Source organism: Cupriavidus sp. H18C2 (assembly GCF_049393795.1).
Classification (GTDB): Bacteria; Pseudomonadota; Gammaproteobacteria; order Burkholderiales; family Burkholderiaceae; genus Cupriavidus; species Cupriavidus pauculus_C.
In genome coordinates, this window is record NZ_CP186010.1 from 1,711,453 (window position 1) to 1,731,275 (window position 19,823).

At 57.6% G+C, this 19,823-nt stretch carries 17 protein-coding genes and 2 pseudogenes; 8 read left to right on the forward strand and 11 right to left on the reverse strand.

Annotated features, from left to right (window positions below):
• Positions 1–253: 253 nt before the first annotated feature.
• Positions 254–1,136 (reverse strand): annotated as a pseudogene (locus EPAKOI_RS07825) (LysR substrate-binding domain-containing protein).
• Positions 1,137–1,608: 472 nt separating this feature from the next.
• Here EPAKOI_RS07825 and EPAKOI_RS07830 point away from each other — a divergent pair.
• The 4 genes from EPAKOI_RS07830 to EPAKOI_RS07845 all read left to right on the forward strand — a co-directional run bounded on the left by EPAKOI_RS07830 (position 1,609) and on the right by EPAKOI_RS07845 (position 6,665).
• Positions 1,609–3,213, forward strand: a complete 1,605-nt coding sequence (locus EPAKOI_RS07830; RefSeq protein ID WP_043355342.1) for an FAD-binding oxidoreductase — start codon at positions 1,609–1,611, stop codon at positions 3,211–3,213.
• A 34-nt stretch (positions 3,214–3,247) separates the two neighbouring features.
• Positions 3,248–4,471 carry a CaiB/BaiF CoA transferase family protein gene (locus EPAKOI_RS07835; protein WP_043355344.1) on the forward strand — a complete coding sequence of 408 codons (1,224 nt, stop codon included), beginning with the start codon at positions 3,248–3,250 and terminating at the stop codon, positions 4,469–4,471.
• 58 nt (positions 4,472–4,529) lie between these two features.
• Positions 4,530–5,516, forward strand: a complete 987-nt coding sequence (locus EPAKOI_RS07840; protein WP_043355346.1) for a Bug family tripartite tricarboxylate transporter substrate binding protein — start codon at positions 4,530–4,532, stop codon at positions 5,514–5,516.
• A gap of 129 nt (positions 5,517–5,645) precedes the next feature.
• Positions 5,646–6,665 carry a LacI family DNA-binding transcriptional regulator gene (locus tag EPAKOI_RS07845; protein ID WP_043355348.1) on the forward strand — a complete coding sequence of 340 codons (1,020 nt, stop codon included), beginning with the start codon at positions 5,646–5,648 and terminating at the stop codon, positions 6,663–6,665.
• A gap of 357 nt (positions 6,666–7,022) precedes the next feature.
• On the opposite strand, the gene EPAKOI_RS07850 is transcribed toward EPAKOI_RS07845, so the two are convergent.
• Positions 7,023–7,466, reverse strand: coding sequence for a MarR family winged helix-turn-helix transcriptional regulator (locus tag EPAKOI_RS07850; protein WP_043355349.1), 444 nt, complete (start codon positions 7,464–7,466; stop codon positions 7,023–7,025).
• A gap of 151 nt (positions 7,467–7,617) precedes the next feature.
• Between EPAKOI_RS07850 and aceE the strand changes: the two are divergent.
• From aceE to EPAKOI_RS07865, 3 genes and pseudogenes are all read left to right on the forward strand, one after another.
• Positions 7,618–7,980: pseudogene (gene aceE / locus EPAKOI_RS07855) on the forward strand (pyruvate dehydrogenase (acetyl-transferring), homodimeric type); the annotation flags it as partial.
• Between the two features lie 109 nt (positions 7,981–8,089).
• Positions 8,090–9,406 (forward strand): cytochrome P450, encoded by a 1,317-nt coding sequence (locus EPAKOI_RS07860; protein ID WP_224039295.1) that lies wholly within the window; start codon positions 8,090–8,092, stop codon positions 9,404–9,406.
• A gap of 20 nt (positions 9,407–9,426) precedes the next feature.
• The gene (locus tag EPAKOI_RS07865; protein WP_196765233.1) at positions 9,427–9,648 is read left to right on the forward strand and encodes a ferredoxin; all 222 of its coding nucleotides are present in this window, start codon (positions 9,427–9,429) and stop codon (positions 9,646–9,648) included.
• A gap of 173 nt (positions 9,649–9,821) precedes the next feature.
• Here the strand turns inward: EPAKOI_RS07865 and EPAKOI_RS07870 are convergent, their stop codons facing one another.
• From EPAKOI_RS07870 to EPAKOI_RS07910, 9 genes are all read right to left on the reverse strand, one after another.
• Positions 9,822–10,424, reverse strand: coding sequence for a hypothetical protein (locus EPAKOI_RS07870; RefSeq protein ID WP_143010733.1), 603 nt, complete (start codon positions 10,422–10,424; stop codon positions 9,822–9,824).
• Positions 10,425–10,545: 121 nt separating this feature from the next.
• Complete coding sequence (locus tag EPAKOI_RS07875) at positions 10,546–11,661, reverse strand: acyl-CoA dehydrogenase family protein (RefSeq protein ID WP_043355352.1); 1,116 nt, start codon at positions 11,659–11,661, stop codon at positions 10,546–10,548.
• A gap of 11 nt (positions 11,662–11,672) precedes the next feature.
• Positions 11,673–12,854, reverse strand: a complete 1,182-nt coding sequence (locus EPAKOI_RS07880) for an acyl-CoA dehydrogenase family protein (RefSeq protein ID WP_043355354.1) — start codon at positions 12,852–12,854, stop codon at positions 11,673–11,675.
• A gap of 29 nt (positions 12,855–12,883) precedes the next feature.
• Positions 12,884–13,621 (reverse strand): enoyl-CoA hydratase/isomerase family protein, encoded by a 738-nt coding sequence (locus EPAKOI_RS07885; RefSeq protein WP_043355356.1) that lies wholly within the window; start codon positions 13,619–13,621, stop codon positions 12,884–12,886.
• 7 nt (positions 13,622–13,628) lie between these two features.
• Complete coding sequence (locus EPAKOI_RS07890; protein ID WP_043355358.1) at positions 13,629–14,369, reverse strand: enoyl-CoA hydratase/isomerase family protein; 741 nt, start codon at positions 14,367–14,369, stop codon at positions 13,629–13,631.
• Positions 14,366–15,634 carry a CaiB/BaiF CoA transferase family protein gene (locus EPAKOI_RS07895; RefSeq protein ID WP_043358200.1) on the reverse strand — a complete coding sequence of 423 codons (1,269 nt, stop codon included), beginning with the start codon at positions 15,632–15,634 and terminating at the stop codon, positions 14,366–14,368. Before EPAKOI_RS07895 ends, EPAKOI_RS07890 begins: the two co-directional genes overlap by 4 nt.
• A gap of 13 nt (positions 15,635–15,647) precedes the next feature.
• The gene (locus EPAKOI_RS07900) at positions 15,648–17,063 is read right to left on the reverse strand and encodes an aldehyde dehydrogenase family protein (protein ID WP_043355360.1); all 1,416 of its coding nucleotides are present in this window, start codon (positions 17,061–17,063) and stop codon (positions 15,648–15,650) included.
• Complete coding sequence (locus EPAKOI_RS07905) at positions 17,063–17,932, reverse strand: VOC family protein (RefSeq protein WP_052495072.1); 870 nt, start codon at positions 17,930–17,932, stop codon at positions 17,063–17,065. Before EPAKOI_RS07905 ends, EPAKOI_RS07900 begins: the two co-directional genes overlap by 1 nt.
• Before the next feature lie 24 nt (positions 17,933–17,956).
• The gene (locus EPAKOI_RS07910; protein WP_043355363.1) at positions 17,957–18,940 is read right to left on the reverse strand and encodes a Bug family tripartite tricarboxylate transporter substrate binding protein; all 984 of its coding nucleotides are present in this window, start codon (positions 18,938–18,940) and stop codon (positions 17,957–17,959) included.
• Positions 18,941–19,034: 94 nt separating this feature from the next.
• Between EPAKOI_RS07910 and EPAKOI_RS07915 the strand changes: the two genes are divergently transcribed.
• Positions 19,035–19,682 (forward strand): IclR family transcriptional regulator, encoded by a 648-nt coding sequence (locus EPAKOI_RS07915; RefSeq protein WP_043355366.1) that lies wholly within the window; start codon positions 19,035–19,037, stop codon positions 19,680–19,682.
• Positions 19,683–19,823: the final 141 nt, after the last annotated feature.

The following is a 19,823-nucleotide window of genomic DNA, read 5'->3' on the forward strand; positions in this document are numbered from 1 at the left end:
CCGTAGCGAGCCGGCGAACCGCGCAATCAGCCTGGACGGATGCTGCAGCTCCAAGGCGGAGCGTTGCTTCCGGGCGCTGAGGCTCAAACGTTGAGCGATGAATGCGATGCATTGTGTGGGGAGGTTCTAATACACTTCTGTCAAAGGCGTCGACGAGACGCCATGACTTGACTGTAGACAATCACGCGATATAGCAGGTTGAGAGTTATTTGCGGTTGAGTTGCAGAAAACTTGATTGCCGTGTTTGGGCCGCTCAACTTAGCGAGTCGGTGAGCCACTCCATAAAGGCGGCGCACTCCCATCTCTCCAGGGCCCCAGGTTCCCAGCATAAGTAGTGCGCCATCGGTGAAGGCACGGATCGATCCGATATGCGGATGAGTCGCCCCCCCCTCTAGCCATGACTGCGCCATACGGGTCCTCACTAGTGCCACGCCGAACCCGCACGCGGCTGCGTCATAGAGAAGCCCTAGATCGTTGAATTGAGCGCCCACATGCGGCTCCGTTCTCGTCAATCCACATGAGGAGAACCATGTCGTCCAAGGCTCAAGCGGGCTACGTATCAGACGCGCCTGGTCGATTTCACCCGCCATTTCGAAGCCTTCGAAGGGGCCGAACTCGTTGAGATAGGTAGGGCTGCAAGCCGGCGCCACCTCCTCCGAGAGAACGACGCGATGATCGACGTCCGCATATCCGCCGGCGCCGTACCGGATTTCCAAATCGGATGGCTCGGCTGTGACGTCCAGGAATGGGATGGAGACCTGCAAGATAAGGTCGATGTCCGGATACTTGTTGCGGAACAGTTCCAGTTTGGGCATCAGGAACTGCCTGGAGAAAGTTGGGGTCACCGCGACCCGCAGTCGCGTGGAAGAGGCTTTTCCATTTTTGACCGGCATCTGCTGTAGCGCAGCGAGGCCGCTTCGGACATTCGCCAGGTACGCTGCACCATGTGCAGAAAGCGTGAAGTCACTCCGCCCGAAGAGTTCAACACCGAGGTGAGATTCAAGCTGGCGGATTCGATGACTCACGGCGCTGGTTGTTACACACAACTCGTCGGCGGCACGTGTGGCGCTCCGAAGCCTTGCAACCGTCTCGAAGGTGACAAGACATTGAATGGGCGGGATGTGTTGCAGGGCCATATCTTCTCTCCGTTTGGTGGGCTACCCAGGGCGGATATGCCGCATGTCATCGCTTGAGGCCTAGGGAGCGGCCACACTTCTTGCTGCTCTGTCGCTCGAGCACCATGCCAACGCTGCAACGAGCAAGCGCCCCCAGATTGCTTGCTCAGGATCGACTCACTGGGTCCTCAGGCAAGGACGTACGTGACGCCCTGCAAGGGAAGACCACCAAGTAAGTCGCTCTCCAACCCACAGTGACCTCGCCGCGGGAAGGTCTCTTAGCGATCCGATCTCTTCGTCGACTCCTGCTCCAACCCATGGCCGCGACTGCGTTAACTGCTTGACATTATGCCGCACCAATCTAAACTTATGTAATCGATTGCACGCAGTGCTGTTTTCGCCTCATCACCGTACTGGCATTGGTTATTTACAGTCTCTGATGCAGGTTACCGTAACGTATGTAATCGATTACCACATCACACAGGAGGCAACAATGCAGGAACGTCGTCGTAAGTTTTACGGGTGGGGCTATGAGGGTGACACCGTCACGCCGGACGAAATCCGGGAGTTCGAGGCAGCGTGGACACGCTTGCTGGGTGTCGAGCACTTCGAAGCGACACCTTTTCCGACGCCCGAAGAAATTTCGCTGCGCAAACCTCGCGTACAGCTGCCCGCGTCGCTTCGCGAAATCTGCACAAGCGATCATTACGACCGCCTGTATCACACCTACGGCGCGGGCACCATGGATGTTGCGCGCGCAATGCGCCGGGAATTTTCCAACCCGCCGGACGTCATCGCCTACCCGCGCACTGAGCAGGACATCGTGGACCTGTTCGACTGGTGCGGGCGCCAGAACGTTGCTGCAGTTCCGTACGGCGGCGGCACCAGCGTCGTGGCCGGCGTGAATCCGCCCGAGCACGATCGTTACCGTGGCGTGGTGTCCATCGACATGAAGCACTTCAACAAAGTGCTGGAGGTAGACCAAACATCGCAGGCCGCGCGCATTCAAGCGGGCGTCCTTGGCCCGGAGCTGGAACGACAGCTCAAGCCCACCGGCCTGACCATGCGATTCTTCCTGCAAGCGTGGGAGTTCTCGTCACTGGGGGGTTGGATCGCAACGCGAGCAGCAGGCCACTTTGCGACCGCGTTCACTCAGATCGACGACCACGTCGAGAGCATGCGAGTGGTAACGCCCCAGGGTGCCATTGAATCCCGACGTTTCCCGGTATCGGGTTCGGGACCCAATCCGGATCGACTTTTCCTCGGCTCCGAAGGCGCACTGGGCATCATTACCGAGGCGTGGGTCAAGCTTCACCGCCGGCCGGTCTTCCGCAAGCAGGTGACCGTACGTTTCCGTGACTATGCGCGCGCTGTCGAGGCCACACGGGTACTGTCTCAATCTGGACTGAACCCTGCCAATGCCCGCCTTGTGGAACGCGAAGAAGCCTTGTACACGGGTTCGAGCGACGGCAGCTATGACATTCTCGTGCTGGGATTCGAGTCCGCCGACCACCCGGTCGAGGCACGCCTGAAGCGAGCACTGGAAATTTGCGCGGAGTGCGGCGGCGAATGGGACGATGATCCGGTCAGCGGAAACCAAGGTGGTGCGGACGCTGCGACATCGAGCTGGCGAAACAAGTTCCTGCGCGGCCCATACCTGCGCGAGTACGCCATTGCTCGCGGCGTCATGCGCGAGACCATGGAAACCGCGTGCACGTGGGACAAGTTCGCCGCTCTTCACGCGCACGTCAAGGCAGAAACGCATCGGGCCATTCGCGAAGTTACCGGCCGCCCGGGTTCGGTGACTTGCCGCTTTACCCACCTCTACCCTGATGGCCCTGCGCCATATTTCACGTGGTTTGCCTATGGCGATAAGGCTCGATTGCCCGAGCAGTTCCAAGCGATCAAACGCATTGGAGAGCAAGCCATGGTGGACGCAGGCGGTACGGTGACCCACCACCATGCGCTTGGTCGGGACCATCGCCCTTGGTACGACAAGGAACGGCCGGAGCTGTTCTGCACCGCGCTAAAGGCCGCCAAGCAGGCCTTTGATCCGCACCAGGTCTTGAACCCTGGCGTGCTGTTCGACCCGAGCTAATTAGTTAGAAACTCAAAAAAGAGGAGTAGGAGATATGGCAGGCCCCCTTGCAGGTATCAAGGTCCTAGACTTGAGCCGGATCCTTGCTGGACCCTGGAGCACGCAACTATTGTCCGACCTGGGCGCTGACGTGATGAAGGTTGAGCGTCCCGGCACCGGCGATGACACGCGAGCTTGGGGCCCGCCGTTCCTTACTCGTGAGGATGGCACGACGACGGAAGAGTCGGCGTACTTCCTTTGCGCCAATCGCGGGAAGCGTTCGATCACTCTGGATGTCAGCAGCAAGGTCGGTCAGGATTTGCTGCACGAGCTAGTCAAAGATTGCGACGTCTTCGTTGAGAACTACAAGTTCGGCGATATGCAACGTTACGGGTTGGACTTCAAGACCCTGAGTGAGATCAATCCTCGGCTCGTCTACTGCTCCATCACCGGCTTCGGGCAGACGGGCCCATACCGCAAGCGGGCTGGATACGATTTCGTGGTGCAAGCCATGGGCGGGCTGATGAGCATCACAGGCGAGCGCGACGGCGTCCCCGGTGGCGGCCCGCAAAAATGCGGGGTGCCCATATCGGACTTGATGACTGGCATGTATGCAAGCGTTGCAATTGTCAGCGCGCTATTTGAGCGAGTCGGCAGTGGCCGCGGGCAGTACATCGATATGAGCCTGCTGGATACGCAGGTGGCGTGGCTGGCAAACCAGGCCTCGAACTATTTGGTGGGCGGGAGCCACCCGCGTCGTTGGGGCAACGCGCACCCCAATCTCGCACCTTATCAGTCATTCCCTGCAAGCGATGGCTCTCTGATCGTAGCAGTCGGTAATGACCGGCAGTTCCGAGCCATGTGCGAAGCGCTGGGTTTAATCAATCTTCCGGATGATGACCGCTATCGACGCAATGCGGATCGTCTAAAGAACCGTGAAAGTCTTGTGGAGGTGCTCTCGGCTCGCTTTGAAGAAGAAGAGAGAGACACGTGGCTCAAACTGCTGGAATCGGTCGGCGTACCTTGTGGCCCGATCCAGAGCATTCCAGAAGCACTGGAGGATCCCCATATCCGGGCGCGTGAAATGGTTTTCTCTTTGCCCCACAGCAGCGGTGCAAGCGCGCCCCAGGTTGCGAACCCTATCAAGTTCTCTCGCAGCAGTATCGACTACCTTCGCGCGCCCCCAGCGCTGGGCGAACACACTGAAACCATCCTGAAAAATGAGCTCGGGAAGTCTGTGGAGCAAATTGAGGCAATGCGCCGCGATGGGACGATCTGACGTGTAATCCGCCCGACCACAGTGATCACCATAAAGATCACGTTCAAAGGAGACAGACATGCATCGATTGCTACGAATTGCGGGGGCATTAGCCGTTTGCGGAGTGACACTGACCATCGGTCTGGCCGCCGCCCACGCTAAGGAATGGCCGGTCCAGCCGATTCGGGTCGTTCTTCCATATCCCCCTGGCGGCGCCTCAGACGTGACCGCCAGGCTCCTAAGCGCTAAGCTTAGCCAGGCATGGGGAGAGTCTGTTGTTGTGGAGAACCGGCCTGGCGCAAACGGCATCATCGCTAATGAAGCCGTTGCGAAGGCGCAGCCTGACGGCTACACCGTGCTGATGGCCAACCTTGGGCCGAATGCCATCAACCCGGCCGTATACGGGAGACTTCCTTATGACACGCTGAAAGACTTTACGCCAGTTGTCTTGGTGACAAAGGTGCCGCTCATTATCGTCACGGCAGCAAATTCGCCGGTGAAGGACCTGCGCCAACTGGTCTCATTAGCAAAGGCCAAGCCAGGACAGATTACCTTTGGATCTGCAGGCAACGGTTCGGGCAGCCATCTGGCCGGGGAACTCCTTAGTACCATGGCTGGCGTCAAGATGAACCACGTTCCCTATAAGGGAGACGCGCCTTCGCTCACAGACGTGCTCGGTCAGCAGATCAATGTTGCCCTTCCCACCGCGCTTGCTGGAATGCCACATGTCAAGAGTGGAAAACTCAGGGCTCTTGCGGTCACGAGCAAGACTCGATTGCCGGCACTGCCCGATGTGCCGACGGTAGATGAAGCGCTCGGGATAAGCGGATACGAAGCCGTTTCTTGGGGTGGATTTATGGTGCCGACCGGGACCTCACCAGCCATCGTTGCTAAGATGAACAGCCAGTTCAACAAAGCCCTTCAGGATCCGGAGGTCCGCGACAAGCTGATGGCTCAAGGCGCGCAGATCGCAGGCGGCACCCCGGAAGCATTCGATGCGTTTCTGCGCACCGAAGTTACGAAATGGAAGCGCGTGGCTGATTCAGCAAAGGTCCGGCTCGACTAGCCCTCACCGGGAATGCCGGTCCGTCGTCGGGATACCCCCCGACGACGGAAACTGCCTGTGGACTACCAAGGTCGTTACAATGACGGCAGTCGGCCGATATCCCAGGCTGAAGATAACCGCTGATCCGATATGGTGAATGTCAAGCAAGTCGCCCTCCTCGCCGGCGTTTCCTCGGCAACAGTCTCCCGTGCACTGACATCGCCGGATCGGCTGCGACCTGACACGCTGGAGCGCGTGCAGAACGCCATCGCAAGCCTCAACTACGTCCCGTCTTCCTCGGCTCGGGACCTGCGTCAAGGGCGCACGCGATCGGTCGGCATCATTGCGCCGACACTGATGAACGAGCTTTACGCGAAAGCGGTCGATACCTTAGAGGCGCAGCTCGATCGGCTCGGATACACCGTTTTATTGACGTGCCACCGGGACGACAGTGAGACAGAACTACGCTGCGCGCGCGCGCTTTTGGAGCGCAGAGTCGACGGAATCGCCATTATCGGGTCACAGCATCACCCTGACGTCTTCTCGCTAATCCACAAGCATGCCATTCCGTATGTCCTAATGTGGGCCGTCGATCGTGAGGGTATGCATCCCACGGTGGGATATGACAATCGCTTGGCGATGCGCAGGTTGACGAGCTATTTGGTCAAACAGGGACATCGAAAGTTTGCCGTCCTCCCAGGGCCACTAGAGACTCAATTTCTCTCCTCTCAACGACTTCTGGGCATCCAAGACGTCCTCAGTGAGAACGGCATTTCGATACCCGACGACCGCATTCTCCCGACACCGTACGAAGCATCTGCCGTCCGGCAAGCGGTTCGGACCTGTCTCGAGCGTAATGACTCGCTGCCGCATCAGGAACAGCCGACTGCCCTGATATGCATCAATGACTTCGTTGCTGTGGCAGCGATCGCGGAGTGCCGCACATTGGGACTATCGGTTCCGAGCGACATCTCAGTTACAGGCTTCGGCGACTGGCAGATGGCGGAACTGATGACGCCCGCACTCACGACCGTACACTCGAATCCCGTTCTGATTGGCGAACTTACTTCTCGTAACCTGGTTGATCAGATTGAAGGCGGGTCCAAACGCATTCAGACCGAGTTCGAGCCTGACCTTGTAGTTCGCGAAAGTACGGCGCCGCCCCAATAGTTGGTGAGCCAAACTACGTTTTGTCGCTACGGACGGAACTCAGCCGTCGCTCTAGCTAGGCCCTCACCGGGCACAAAGCGGTCGAAGCATACGTTGTCCAGCTATTAAATGAAGCGTTGCAGACAACGTTCTGAGGGAATTCTTCAGTCATGCGGGGCGCCTAATGGATATCAGTCTCTGCTCCATCCTGATGTCCGCTTAGGGTGGGCCGGTAAGCGCCGGTCATGCCACTGACCTTTGATTGAGGCGTCAGGGTACCGCCGTTGCCAACTAAGTCGAACGTGTCCCAAAAAGCGGACACATTCGTCCCCTCCGGCGCGAGCCAGAAGCGTCACCGCACGAAAAGGGAGTTCGAACCTATTTCGGCCACCCCGCTTTGGCTGCCGCCGCATCCAGCGCACGAGAAAATCGCCCGATGTCTTCCGGCCGGAACTCGGCCAGAAACAGTTCTTTGACCGCCGCCTCGTAGATGCCCCACATCTTCTTGCGCAAGGCCTTACCTTGCCGTGTGACGGACACGAACGCGGCGCGGCCGTCTTCCTCTGACCGGATACGGGTCACCAGCTCTTCACGCTCCAGCCGGTCAATCAGGCGAGTCAGGTTGTACCGCTCGATGGCAAGCACATCGGCCAGCTCATGCATCCGGCGGCTTTCCTCCGGCCCGCTTTCAATCCCCCACAGCACGTCGTACCACGCGTAGACAGGCAGTCCAGCCTCGGCAAGACGCCGATCCACCTCACGTATCAAGGCCCGGTGCGACCGTACAAACGAAAACCACAAATCCGGCTTCTCAGTCGACATGGTATCTCCAATAGTTGCAGTTGCAATTATGCCGCAGAGCGCTCACAATGCCCAGACGATTGCAACTGCAATTCATTTGAAGCGCAATGGCCACGCCTATCCGACCGGGCCTGATGCGAACCGAAGCCCCGTCAATCCCATGGAGACAGAGATGAATGCCCCGGTGTTGCCGCTACACGTATTGCCGCTGGATGTGGACCCGCAGGAAACCCAGGAATGGATTGAGGCCCTGGCCGCCGTGACCGAAGTGGAAGGCCGCGAACGCGCCCACTACCTGATCGGCCGCCTGCATGAATCGGACGCGGCCCGACACGGGGATTTCCATGGCGCAATCACGACGCCCTACGTCAATACGATTGCCGAATCGGGCGAGCAGCCGTACCCAGGCGACACCTCGATCGAGCGCCGACTGGCCGCCATGGCGCGCTGGAATGCCATGGCGATGGTGTTGCGGGCGGGCAAGCACTCCAACGTCGGCGGGCATATCGCCACATATGGGTTCTCCGCTTTCTTCTGATGTCTACGGGTCGACCTTCGATTCTGTTGTTGAGGGTAAACCCCCCTTTGCGCCACATAGGTAGGCTACCTAACATTAGCCACCAATCGCCCTCGGAGATATTTCCATGACGGAGTCGCCTGCTCCCACCCCTTCCTCCAACCCATCTTCCGCGGTAGAAGGGCGCTGTCCTTTTGATGCGGCTGCGAACGAGCCGAAATCAGCGTGTCCTTTTCACGCTGAGGGCGACAGCGGCGGAATCCCAGATTTCCCCCCTAAGCGCGTAGATCCCTTGGCGCCGCCGCCGGTGTTCTTCCAGATGCAACAGAAGGGCGAATTGGCACGAGGTAAGCTTTGGGACGGAAAGATCGCTTGGCTTGTCACGCGTTATGACGATGTTCGCGCTGTCTTGTCGGACTCTCGCTTTAGCTCCGACGTCTCACATCCGGGATTTCCCTCTTCCAGCGCCGCAGTAAAGGTTGTTCGGAGTAGTAACCGGACCTTCATTACCATGGATGAACCCAAGCATTCAGAGCAACGGCGGATGCTGACCAGCGAATTCACGATCCGAAAGATCGAGAATCTGCGGCCGCGACTTCAGGCCATCGTGGACAAGCTCTTGGAAGATTTTGCGATGGGGCCGCAGCCTTCTGACCTGGTTAGCGCCTTTACATTGGCGACACCAGCATTGGCTATCTCAGAGTTGCTTGGTGTTCCATACGACGATCACGACTTCTTCCAAGAACAGGCGATGATCATGACGTCGAGCACCGCGACGAGGGAAGAGGCTAGCGCCGCGAATCAAGCGTTGTGCGAATACCTGCGTGAACTGGTGGCGAAGAGATCCGAAAGCCCCGGGGAGGACATCCTCAGTCGCCTTATCGTTAATCATGTACGGAAGGGCGATATCACTGAAACAGACGTGGTCTCGCTTGGAAGGCTTCTGCTGATTGCCGGGCACGAGACGACGGCAAATACGACGTCGATGGGGGTGCTCTTCCTACTTCAGAGGCCGGACATCTGGGAAGAGCTTCGCCAGAATCCAAGCCTCGTTCCAAACGCGGTGGAGGAGATGCTACGCTTCCTGGATGTCATACAGTCCGGGACGCGACGTGTCGCACTGGAGGACGTTGTCGTGAATGGGCAATTGATCCGAGCCGGTGATCCCGTTGTCGTGCTTAGTATTTCCGCAAATCGCGACCAGGAGCAGTTCAAAGATCCCCACGTCTTTGACCTCCGCCGTGATGCCCGGACACAGATCGCATTCGGATACGGCCCGCATCAGTGCATGGGACAAGTTCTCGCCAGAGTCGAAATGCAGATCATGTTCACCGCCCTACTGAAGCGCCTGCCGAATCTTCGGCTGGCCGTGCCCATCGAGAGCCTCGCGTTCAAGAGCGATTCGCTCATGTATGGTGTTAGGGCACTGCCCGTTAGCTGGTAAATCCACTACGGCGAATCACGATGAAAATCACAATCTATCCCGAAAAATGCTGCGGTTCCGGCCAATGCGTCGTCAATGCGCCGGATCTGTTCGACCAAAAGGATGACGGAATCGTCATTCTTTTGAATGCCGATCCGTCGGCCGATCAATACAAAATCTGCACGCTTGGCTGCTGGGATCTGTCCGGCGTTGGCAATCGAGATTCACGAGGCTCTCTGATGATTCCCCTAAGCAAATCGTAGTCATCGGGGCAACGGCCGCCGGCATCACGGCGGCACGAGCAGCCTGCGCGCGCGAGGCTGGGGCGGATGGTACTTCCATCGCAAAAGAGGGCGGCCTGCCCAACGGCCGCCCATCTCTTTCGAAGCGGTTGATGGCTGGCAAACGTTCAGTAGAGCTCCTCTAAATAGATCGCCTAGCGGGCATAAAATTTCATTCCGCAAATAACATCTGCCGAAACTTTAAATCTATTATAGAAAGATGACTCAAAGTCATAGGATTGGCTCCACCCAATTCTGTTCGAAATATCCGGTATAGATCTTTCCAGTCCTGCCAATTCGAACAGCGAACGCATAAGCCGCTGCGTGTTACATATTTCCGTGAAGCAATTGCCCTGGCTGAAGAGGGTCCGCCTGACTCTCGAGGATGTTGTCTGCAAACTATCCGCTATATCTGCAATATTCCAAGCTTCCTTTGGATTCATAAACACCGACAATGAAATTGCCTCCCAAAGCGGCCTGGAATCCCACAGATCGTGCATTGGTTGATCACGCACCACAGAATAACTAGTTACATCCAGATCGAAGCTGCAATGCGAGCTCTTAAAAATAGAGCCGCCCAAGAACAGACTCGCAGGAGAAAAAGCGGGGAGCTTCACGAACTTCCCCTCTTTAATTACGCGTGAATAGCCTTGTCGGCTGATTATCTGCTCGCCACTCAACGAAGTCACTTTCATTGGAATTGGAAGAAAAATATCATGGATCCCGACTTGGCTTCGTGACTGAAGTTGCGTCTGCATCAATTACGCTACTATCCCGGTCCGATACTATGAGCAGCGCGAGGATGTACCACCGCGCTGCCGGAAACGATGAGGGTCACCCGCCATCGCAATTCATCGAGCACTTACTCTTCGCGGCGCCTTAGGCAGCCTTGTCAAGCTCGGGATGCATGGAGTCCGACATCTGCGCCAGATGATGCAGCGTATCTCCGAACACCGATTCCATTTGGGTAAGGCGTCTAAAATAGTGGCTGACGATATACTCATCCGTCATTCCAATCCCACCGTGCAATTGCACGGCCTGCTGGCCGACGAATCGCATCGACCCGCCCAACTGATATTTCGCTTGTGCCATGGCGCGACGTCTCTGGTTCGCCGGCGCGTTGACGTTGAGCGAGGCGTAGTAGCTCATAGACCTCGCGAGCTCTAGACTCATCTTCATATCTGCGACGCGGTGACGCAACGCTTGGAAGCTCGCGATAGCGACGCCGAACTGCTTGCGCGTCTTCATGTAATCCACCAGAGCCTCCAGGGTTACGTCCATCACGCCCACGGCCTCTGCACACGTCATTGCAATGCCAAGATCCACGGCATACGACAGGCAATCCTGGCCTTCGCGGGTGACTAGCGTGCCCGGCGCCTTCGACAACGTCAGCTCCGCGGCGCGCGAGCCGTCGACAGTTTGATAAGGGTGTACCAATACACCTGGGGCGGAGCGCTCCACAAGGAACGCTCCGAGAGTGTCAGCAATCATGGCGGGTACAATGTACGCAGCAGCATGATCGCCAACCGGCACGAGGCTCTTACTCCCAGTAAGCTCCCAACCTTCCGCCGTCTCGACTGCTCGCGTCTCGCACGTATCGATGCGATAACGATTCGCGCGCTCCTGCTGGGCCAGTACGACCAGACTTTCTCCAGAAGCGATCGTAGGCAGCCACGCCGCACGTACGCTTGCTTCGGCGTAGTTCGACAGCACTGCACCCGCAAGTAGAACTTGCGCCAGCGGTTCGAGTACGATGCCCCGCCCCAGTTCCTCCATAACCACCATAACGTCGACCGGCCCCATACCGACGCCGCCATACTCTTCTGGGACGTAAAGTCCAGTCAGCCCAAGCTCCGCAAGCTCCGAATACGCGTCCGGGGAAAATCCGCCGCTGCTCTCGGAACTGCGACGGTGCTCAAACGTATAGCTACGCTTTACCCACTTTCTTACTGCATCTCGCAGTTGGTCCTGGTCGTCAGTGAATTCGAAATCCATGCTCTACTCCTTTATCCGAGGACCACTTGCGAAACAATGTTACGCTGCACTTCATTGGAGCCACCGTAGATAGTGGTTTTCCGCAGATTAAAATATGTCGCGGCAAGCGGAGCGTTCCGTCGCTCTCCACCTGGGAACTCGCCATCCCACTCCGTCAACATAGCGTCTTGAATAAATGGGAGGCTATAGGGACCTGCAGCCAGCATCATCAATTCACTGTAGCGCTGTTGAATCTCACTGCCTCGGATTTTCAGTAGGCCTGCGATATCCAATGGATTCTTCCCGGATTTTTCTGCCGAGATAACGCGAAGAACCAGCATTTCGAGCGCGATAATATCTACCTCGAGCTTCGAAACCTCGTCTTTGAAACGAGGGTCGTCCATCATGCCTTCTGCAGCCGCGATTCGCTTCAGGCGTCGGAGCTCACGCTTGGCACGCCCGACTTCTGCAATGTTCGAGCGTTCGTGACTGAGAAGGTGTTTGGCATAGGTCCAGCCCTTATTTTCTTCGCCAATCAGGTTCTCAACGGGGACCTCAACATTGTCGAACCAGACCTCATTGACCTCGCACTCGCCGTCCAGCAGCTTAATGGGCCGAACCGTGACGCCAGGCGAACGCATGTCAATGAGCAGGAAACTGATCCCTGCCTGCGGCTTCCCTTCTGTATTGGTCCGGACGAGACAGAAAATCCACTCCCCGTACTGAGCCAACGTGGTCCAGATCTTTTGACCATTGACTATGTACTTGTCTCCCTTTCGCTCCGCTCGTGTCTTGAGCGAAGCCAGGTCGGAACCCGATCCCGGCTCGCTGTAACCCTGGCTCCACCAAACATCGCCCGTCACAATGCCGGGCAAGAAGCGCGCCTGTTGCTCAGCGTTACCAAATGCCATGATGACTGGTGCCACCATGACAGGCCCATAGGGCACGAGTCGCGGTGCTCCTGCCAACGCGCACTCTTCCTCGAATATGTGCCGCTGCACTGGTGTCCAGCCCGTGCCGCCGAACTCGACTGGCCACTTATACGTCAGCCAACCCTTTTTCCCCAGAATTTGGTGCCAACGCTGCATATCGGTGCGGGATAGCTGCAGTCCGTTGTGCACCTTGTGCGAGATCTCCTTCGGCAAATGGGCGTCGATCCACGCATGTACCTCTTTTCTAAATTCCTGCTCTTCTTCTGTGAAATTCAGATCCATTTCTCAGTCCCCTACTGTGTTAGTTAGTCCTAGCGGCCCACGAAAACGGGAGCGCGACGCTCCTTGGCCGCCAACGCCCCTTCCCGGGCGTCTTCACTCCTGGCCAGCATCTGAGCTTGGTACTGGGCGCTATAGCCTGCCTCAACCAGTCCTACCGGAATCGAGTGTCTCGCCGCCTGTTTGAGGAAACGCAGTACCAGCGGCGCTGCGCTCGCAATCTGACGCGCTGTCACTAGAGCTGCCTCTGTTTCGCTTCCTGGTTCACAGAGTTCGTTTACGAATCCGACTTCATAGGCCCGTTGGGCGGATACCGGGCGCCCGGTCAACATGAGCTCCATCGCGATCTTGTGGGGAATCCGACCGACCAGCGAGCTAATCAAGCCGGCTGCCATGCCTAGGCGACCTTCGGGATAAACGAAGGTCGTTGCCGAAGTCGCTACACAAAGATCGCAGAATGCAAGCATCGATACGCCCGCCGCTATCACGGGGCCATTAACCGCTGCAATAACCGGCTTTCCAATGTCAAATGCGACATTGGGAATGGCATGCCAAAAGGAATCCGGTGGATCGTTCGTGTCGAGGCCTGCCGTAAACACCGACCCCTCTGCACGTAGCAGGGCAACGCGATCCTCTGAGCCCGCGAAGTCTTGCCACGCGTCGTGCAACGCGTCGCACATTTCCGAGTTCAGCGCGTTTCTCTTATCCGGCCGATTCATCGTAATGACCCGGACGAAATTTTCTGATTCGATTTTTATCAACTCGGCCATGGCGTTCTTAACGCTTCTTGTTCAGGAAGGATTTGAAGATTTCCTGAGTGGCTTCGGTATTCAAGAGTTCGGCGAACATCTTCACTTCCAGGTCGAGCGCAGAACCCACAGCGGCACGATTCTCGTGGTTCAACATCCGCTTTGTCGCGCGTACCGAAGCCTTGGGAAGCTTTGCCAGTTCGGCAGCCGTTTCGCGCGCCCGTGCAAGGGCTTCCCCGTCCTGCGTCAGCGACGTCAGAAGCCCGGCATCGAAAGCTTCTTCTGCATCAAAGAACTTTCCAAGCATCAACCACTCACGTGCCTTCCGGACACCTACCAGCGATTCGAGCAGGTAGCTGGATGCGCCCTCGGGGCACAGACCCAGCGATACGAACGGCATGCGGAAGCGCGCATCTTGGGATGCGTAGGCAAAATCGACGTGTTGCAGCATCGTGGCGCCGATTCCAATCGCCAGTCCCTCGACTGCTGCGATTAGCGGCACATCGATCGCGGCCATCTTCCGGAGAAGCGTGACAGCAGGGGAATCTTCATTACCCCGCCGGGTCTGGAAATCATTGATATCGGCACCGACAGTGAAGTGTCCGCCCGCACCATGCACGATGACTGCGGCACATTCCTTGTCCGCGTTGGCCTCATCCAGAAGACGGGTCAGTTCCTGGTACATCGCGGCGCTGATCGCATTGCGCTTTTCTGGACGCGCAATGCAAATCTCCAGGACGTTTCCGACATTATTAGCTTGGATGCTCATGATTGCTCCTGAAGTGTCTTTTTTGACGTTTGGCAACTAATCACCCCACGTTCTTCGAGACCGGCGATGTGGTCCGCGGAAAGTTCTAGCAAGTCGGAAAGCACGTCTTCTGTGTGCTGACCGAGTTTCGCGGGCGCCCGAACGTAGTGCACCGGCGTTTTACTGAATTTGATGGGATTGGCGATGCCCCGTACCGAGCCGATACCTTTGTCAACCGGCACGTCGATCGCCATCTGACGGTGGATGACCTGTGGGTGAGCAAAGGCTTCCTTGTAGGTATTGATACGACCGTGCGGGATATCCGCTGCGGAGAACGCGGCAAGCCAATGCTCGGTTTGGCGCGCCGCAAGAACCGACGACACCTGCGCAATTAGCGCCTCTCGATTCCGAATGCGTCCGGATGCGGAATAGAACGTCGAATCCCGGGCCAGTTCTTTGGCGTCGATCGCTTGGCAAAAGCGTTGCCACTGGGAATCGTTCCCCACAGCAACTACCACCTTACCGTCTGCCGTATCAAAGACTTGATACGGTACGAGAGACGGATGCGCGTTCCCCCACCGGTGCGGTTCGGCGCCATTGATCAGGCACGACAATCCCTGATTCGACGACAAGCCAACCAGACAATCGAGCAGTGCCAAATCGATGTGCTGACCTTCTCCCGTGACATTCCTGTGGTTCAACGCGGCGAGGATCGCGACCGTCGCATACAGTCCCGTCGTCAGATCAGCAATGGCGATCCCGACCTTCTGTGGCCCACCACCAGGCTCGTCATCACGCTCGCCCGTTATGCTCATCAGCCCGCTTTCCCCCTGGAAAACGAAGTCGTAGCCGGGGCGGTCAGCGTACGGCCCGGATTGGCCGTACCCGGTGATAGAGCAATAGATCAGGCGCGGATTGATCTTTTTCAGACTGTCGTAGTCAAGCCCTCGACGAGCCAGATCACCAACCTTAAAGTTCTCTACAAAGATGTCGCACTCAAGAACGAGCTTACGGATCAGATCCGCACCGTCTGGGTTGGCGATGTCCACGCCAACCGATCGTTTGTTCCGATTTGCGGAAGCGAAGTAGGTGGAATCCTCAAGCACTTCCGCTTCACTCGTCATCGCATACGGCGGCCCCCACTGCCGCGTATCATCCCCTCGCGATGGGTGCTCAATCTTGATGACATCGGCTCCCATGTCGCCCAGCATCTGGGTACACCATGGCCCTGCGAGCACTCGCGTCATATCCAATACGCGAATGTTCCCTAGAGCTTGTTTCTGCATAAGAGACATCCCGTCATCCCTCGTTCATTTGGATAGATTTGTACTCGAGGAACTCATCCAAACCGACGTGACCCGCCTCCCGGCCAACACCGCTTTGTTTGAAGCCGCCGAAGGGCGCTACGGGGTTGAATCGGGCGCCGTTAATATCGACCTGTCCTGCACGAATCTTCTTAGCGGCGTCGAGTGCGAGGTCAGGATCGCCCCAAACGGCCGCCGCCAGGCCATACACCGTTGCGTTGGCGATGCGGATGCCGTCGTCGATTTCGTCGTAGGGAATCACGCAGAGCACGGGGCCAAACACCTCTTCCTTGGCCAGATAGTTATGTTGATCTGTGAGAAACACCTTCGGGCTGACGAAGAATCCTGCAGGCGGAACATCCTGGCCTGACGCGATGAGCGTGGCGCCCTCCGCTACCCCTTTTTCCGCTAGTTCCTGCACGCGGTCACGCTGCTTGCCAGAAATGAGCGGGCCGATCCGATGGCCTTCGACGAGGCTGGATCCGACAGAGAACTTGGCGAGTTCTTGCTTCACCAGGGCTTCGACGGCCGACACATCACGCGAGTGAACAATCAACCTGGTCAGCGCGCTGCAAGTCTGACCGTTGTTGAGGAAGCAGGAAGCGAGCGTTCCCTTGACGGCCACAGTCAGGTCCGCACCCGGCAATACCAAGGAAGGCGACTTGCCGCCCAATTCCAGCGTCACCTTCTTAATGGTCGACGCGGCCAAGCAAGACACTGCACGACCCGCTTCCGTGGATCCTGTGAAGCTAACCATGTCCACGCCGTCAGCTCGCGCCAACGCTGCGCCCACTACCGCACCCAAGCCGTTCACAACGTTCACCACGCCCGAAGGAAAGCCTGCGTCATTGATGGCATCGCAGATAAGGCGCGTTGTTCGGGGCGTCAATTCACTTGGTTTGAGCACGACTGTGTTCCCGGCCAGAAGCGCGGGCACCACCTTCAGAATGATCTGATGAAGCGGGAAATTCCATGGCGTGATACATGCCACGACGCCGAATGGCTCCCGGACGATGACAGATGGGCCCGTTCGCGATTGCCATGGAAATCCTTCCGCCAGCTTTACGAAGTTCCCAATGTTCCGAATGGGCGAGTCGACTTGAACGATGCGTGAGATCTTCAAGGGCGTGCCAACCTCAGCCGCGATAGCATCGGCCAACGACTCCTGCCGATTTGTGAGTTGGTCTTTTAGGCGATTAAGAATTGCGCATTTGTCCGACACGGATGTTGCGGACCAGCTGGCCAATGCGTTCTGCGCGGCACCCAAGGCGAGACCGACGTCCTCCTCGGTACCTGGAAGAATTTGGGCCGATACCAGGCCAGTATTCGGGTCCTCTACGTCGATGAGCTGTGTGCCAGAAGCACGGCGCCACGATCCCCCGATGTATTGCTGATCGAAGATCTCCGGCATCACGACTGCACCTCTGAAATCTCTTCGACTTTCTCGGGGCTACCGGACCATCCCCACGCCAACGAGGTTCGGGATACACCAAGTAGGACGCCATTCAGCGCGCTCGGATGGATCCAGAGGCCGTCCTGCTCGGGCTTGCCCGTGTCGGTCCTTCGGGTCCACTTTGCGTTGCGCGATTCGAGTCGCCTGATTACGTCCGCCAAATCATGCGTTTCGATGTAGCACATGTAAAGTGCGTCACCTCGCTTGCCCGAAAACCTGCCCATGGCAAAGGCGGGATCATGCGCTTCAGCCAATTCGATGCGATCGAGACGATCCGGCGCGAACATCAGCAGCGTGCCTTCATAGCCAAATCGCGCGAACGTGATGTCTACTGCCTTGTCGCGCTGCAGGCCCAGTTTTCGCGCGTAGCAATCCGCGACTTCTCGCCAGTCGGTGCTGAGAACCATGGTGAGCTCGTACAGAAACGACACAGGACCATTCGCTCGAACCCGCGCTGCCGCTTCGCTGACAACGAGTGGCATGCCATAGAGGCCGCCCGCGTTCAAATAGAGACGGCCGTCGGCTTCAGCAAATCGGATACCTTGCTCGGCAAGGAACCTCTGGCATTCAGCCAGGCTAGCTGTCGAGACCCCTCCAAAGAAGAGGCCTTCCCCGAAGCTATCAAGATGATCACTTACGACCCCTGCTCCCCGCGGGGTCCAAAGTTCGACCGTGCTTTCGCCGATTACCAGGCTACGGCCACGGGCATTCAGATGGTCGCTTGCAAGCTCATCAAGATACTGCGCCCCAAGTACTTCCCTGTAGTTCTGCTCTGCTTGATCGAGGTCGCGCACCGCAACGAGGATTCTGTCAACCGAGTTCAACATTGCTTCTTCCTTAAAGTAACTGACCTACTGCACGGTGATGTGCGCGGTACGAATGAGCTTTTGCCATTTCGCCGACTCCTGCTGGATGAATCGGCCGAACTCATCTCGTCCTGCGCCAGAGATGATTCCGCCGATGTCGCCAATCTTGCTGCGGACGTCAGGCATCTTGAGTACAGCTTGAATTTCGGCATCCAAACGGGTGACGATCGGCTTCGGCGTTGCGGCAGGTACCAAGACGCCGAACCAACCAGTGATCTGATAGTTGCTCAGACCAGCTTCAGTCATCGTTGGGACGTCCGGCAGCAACGGGGAACGGACAGCACTCGTGATGGCGAGTGCGCGAACCTTTCCGCCTTTTACGAGATTCAATGCCGAAGGCATGTTGTCAAACATGATCGGTACATGGCCTGCCATCGTGTCGTTCAGGCCGGGGCCGCTACCGCGGTATGGCACATGAACCATGCGCAGGCCCGCTGTCGAAGCGAACAGTTCACCCGCCAAGTGCAAAGATGTTCCGTTGCCAGGCGTTGCGTACGACAAGGGATTGGGCTGTTGCTTCGCGTACTGAACGAGTTCCTTCACCGATTTGACCGGCAGTTGCGGGTTGACCACCAGCAGGTTGGGAACCTCCGCCAGGAGCGTCACCGGCGCGAGATCTCGCGTGGGAGAAAAGCGAGCGTCGGGAGTAAGCGTGGGGTTGATGGCAATAGGACCAATATTGCCCATAACGATGGTGTATCCATCAGCGGGCTGTTTCGCAACATAGGCCGTGCCAACATCGCCCCCAGCGCCTGGCTTGTTCTCGATCACCACGGGCTGCCCGAGTCGTTCAGAGAGCTTGGCACCGACGATACGTGCCAGCATGTCAGTGGTGCCGCCCGGCGGATACGGCACGACCCACTTGATCGGGCGACTCGGCCAGGACTCGCTGGCGTTCGCAACAGATTGACCGGTCGCTGCCCAGCACCCCACCACAGCGGCGCTAAAGCCCAATATCCATCGTTTCATTCGTTGTCTCCTGACCTCAAGAAGCAGGTTGCATCTCAAGGGCACCTGGTTTATGATGTTCACTAGGTGAACTAGCGGTACACAGGGTGTACGAATGAAGAATAATAGATCGATCCAACGCTGTCTAGCGGTGCTGCGCGCTTTCCGAGAGAACGGGCGACCTACGTTGGCGGAGTTGTCGCGTGCCGTAGACCTGCCGCACCCGACCGTTCTGCGCTTTCTATTGACTTTGGAGGAGGAGGGATATGTCGCGCGCGAGGGCAACCAATGGCGCTTGACTACCCGAGTCTTCGAAATCGGCTTTGCTGCTTTGGAAAGTTTGGGAGTGACAGACTCGGTTCAGCAGATGCTCCAGCAACTGGCTGACACGTACGCAGGAACATCCAACCTGGGTGAAGCGAACCCCGACGGGGTGATCATTATTGGAAGGGCGATGGCACTCGCGGAACGCCGTCGCCTCGTGGTGATGAATCTCCGGGTTGGAAGCATCCTGCCTCCAAGTAGCGCGCTCACACAGGCGTTGACCCTCGGGGTCGGTGAATGGGCGATGGTCGAGTATCCAGAGAGCAATCAGATCTCAGTTGCAGTCCCGCTTGCTCGGGTTGGCAACCGCCAGCTGGCTATCGGGATTTCCACATCGCCAGCCGAGGCGACACCCGAAAGGATCGAGAATGAAATCATTCCAACACTTCAGAATGCCGCAGCGATGGTCTCAAGGCTTGTTGGGATGGGGCCAGCGTAGGGAGTTCGCTCATCGCCCCGGGTGCGGAACCGTCGACTGATCAACACGAATCTGCCCGCTTGGCCGCTGGGATCTGTCCGGCGCTTGCAATCGAGGTTCACGAGGATCTCTGATGATTTCCCGTGAGCACATCGTAGTCGT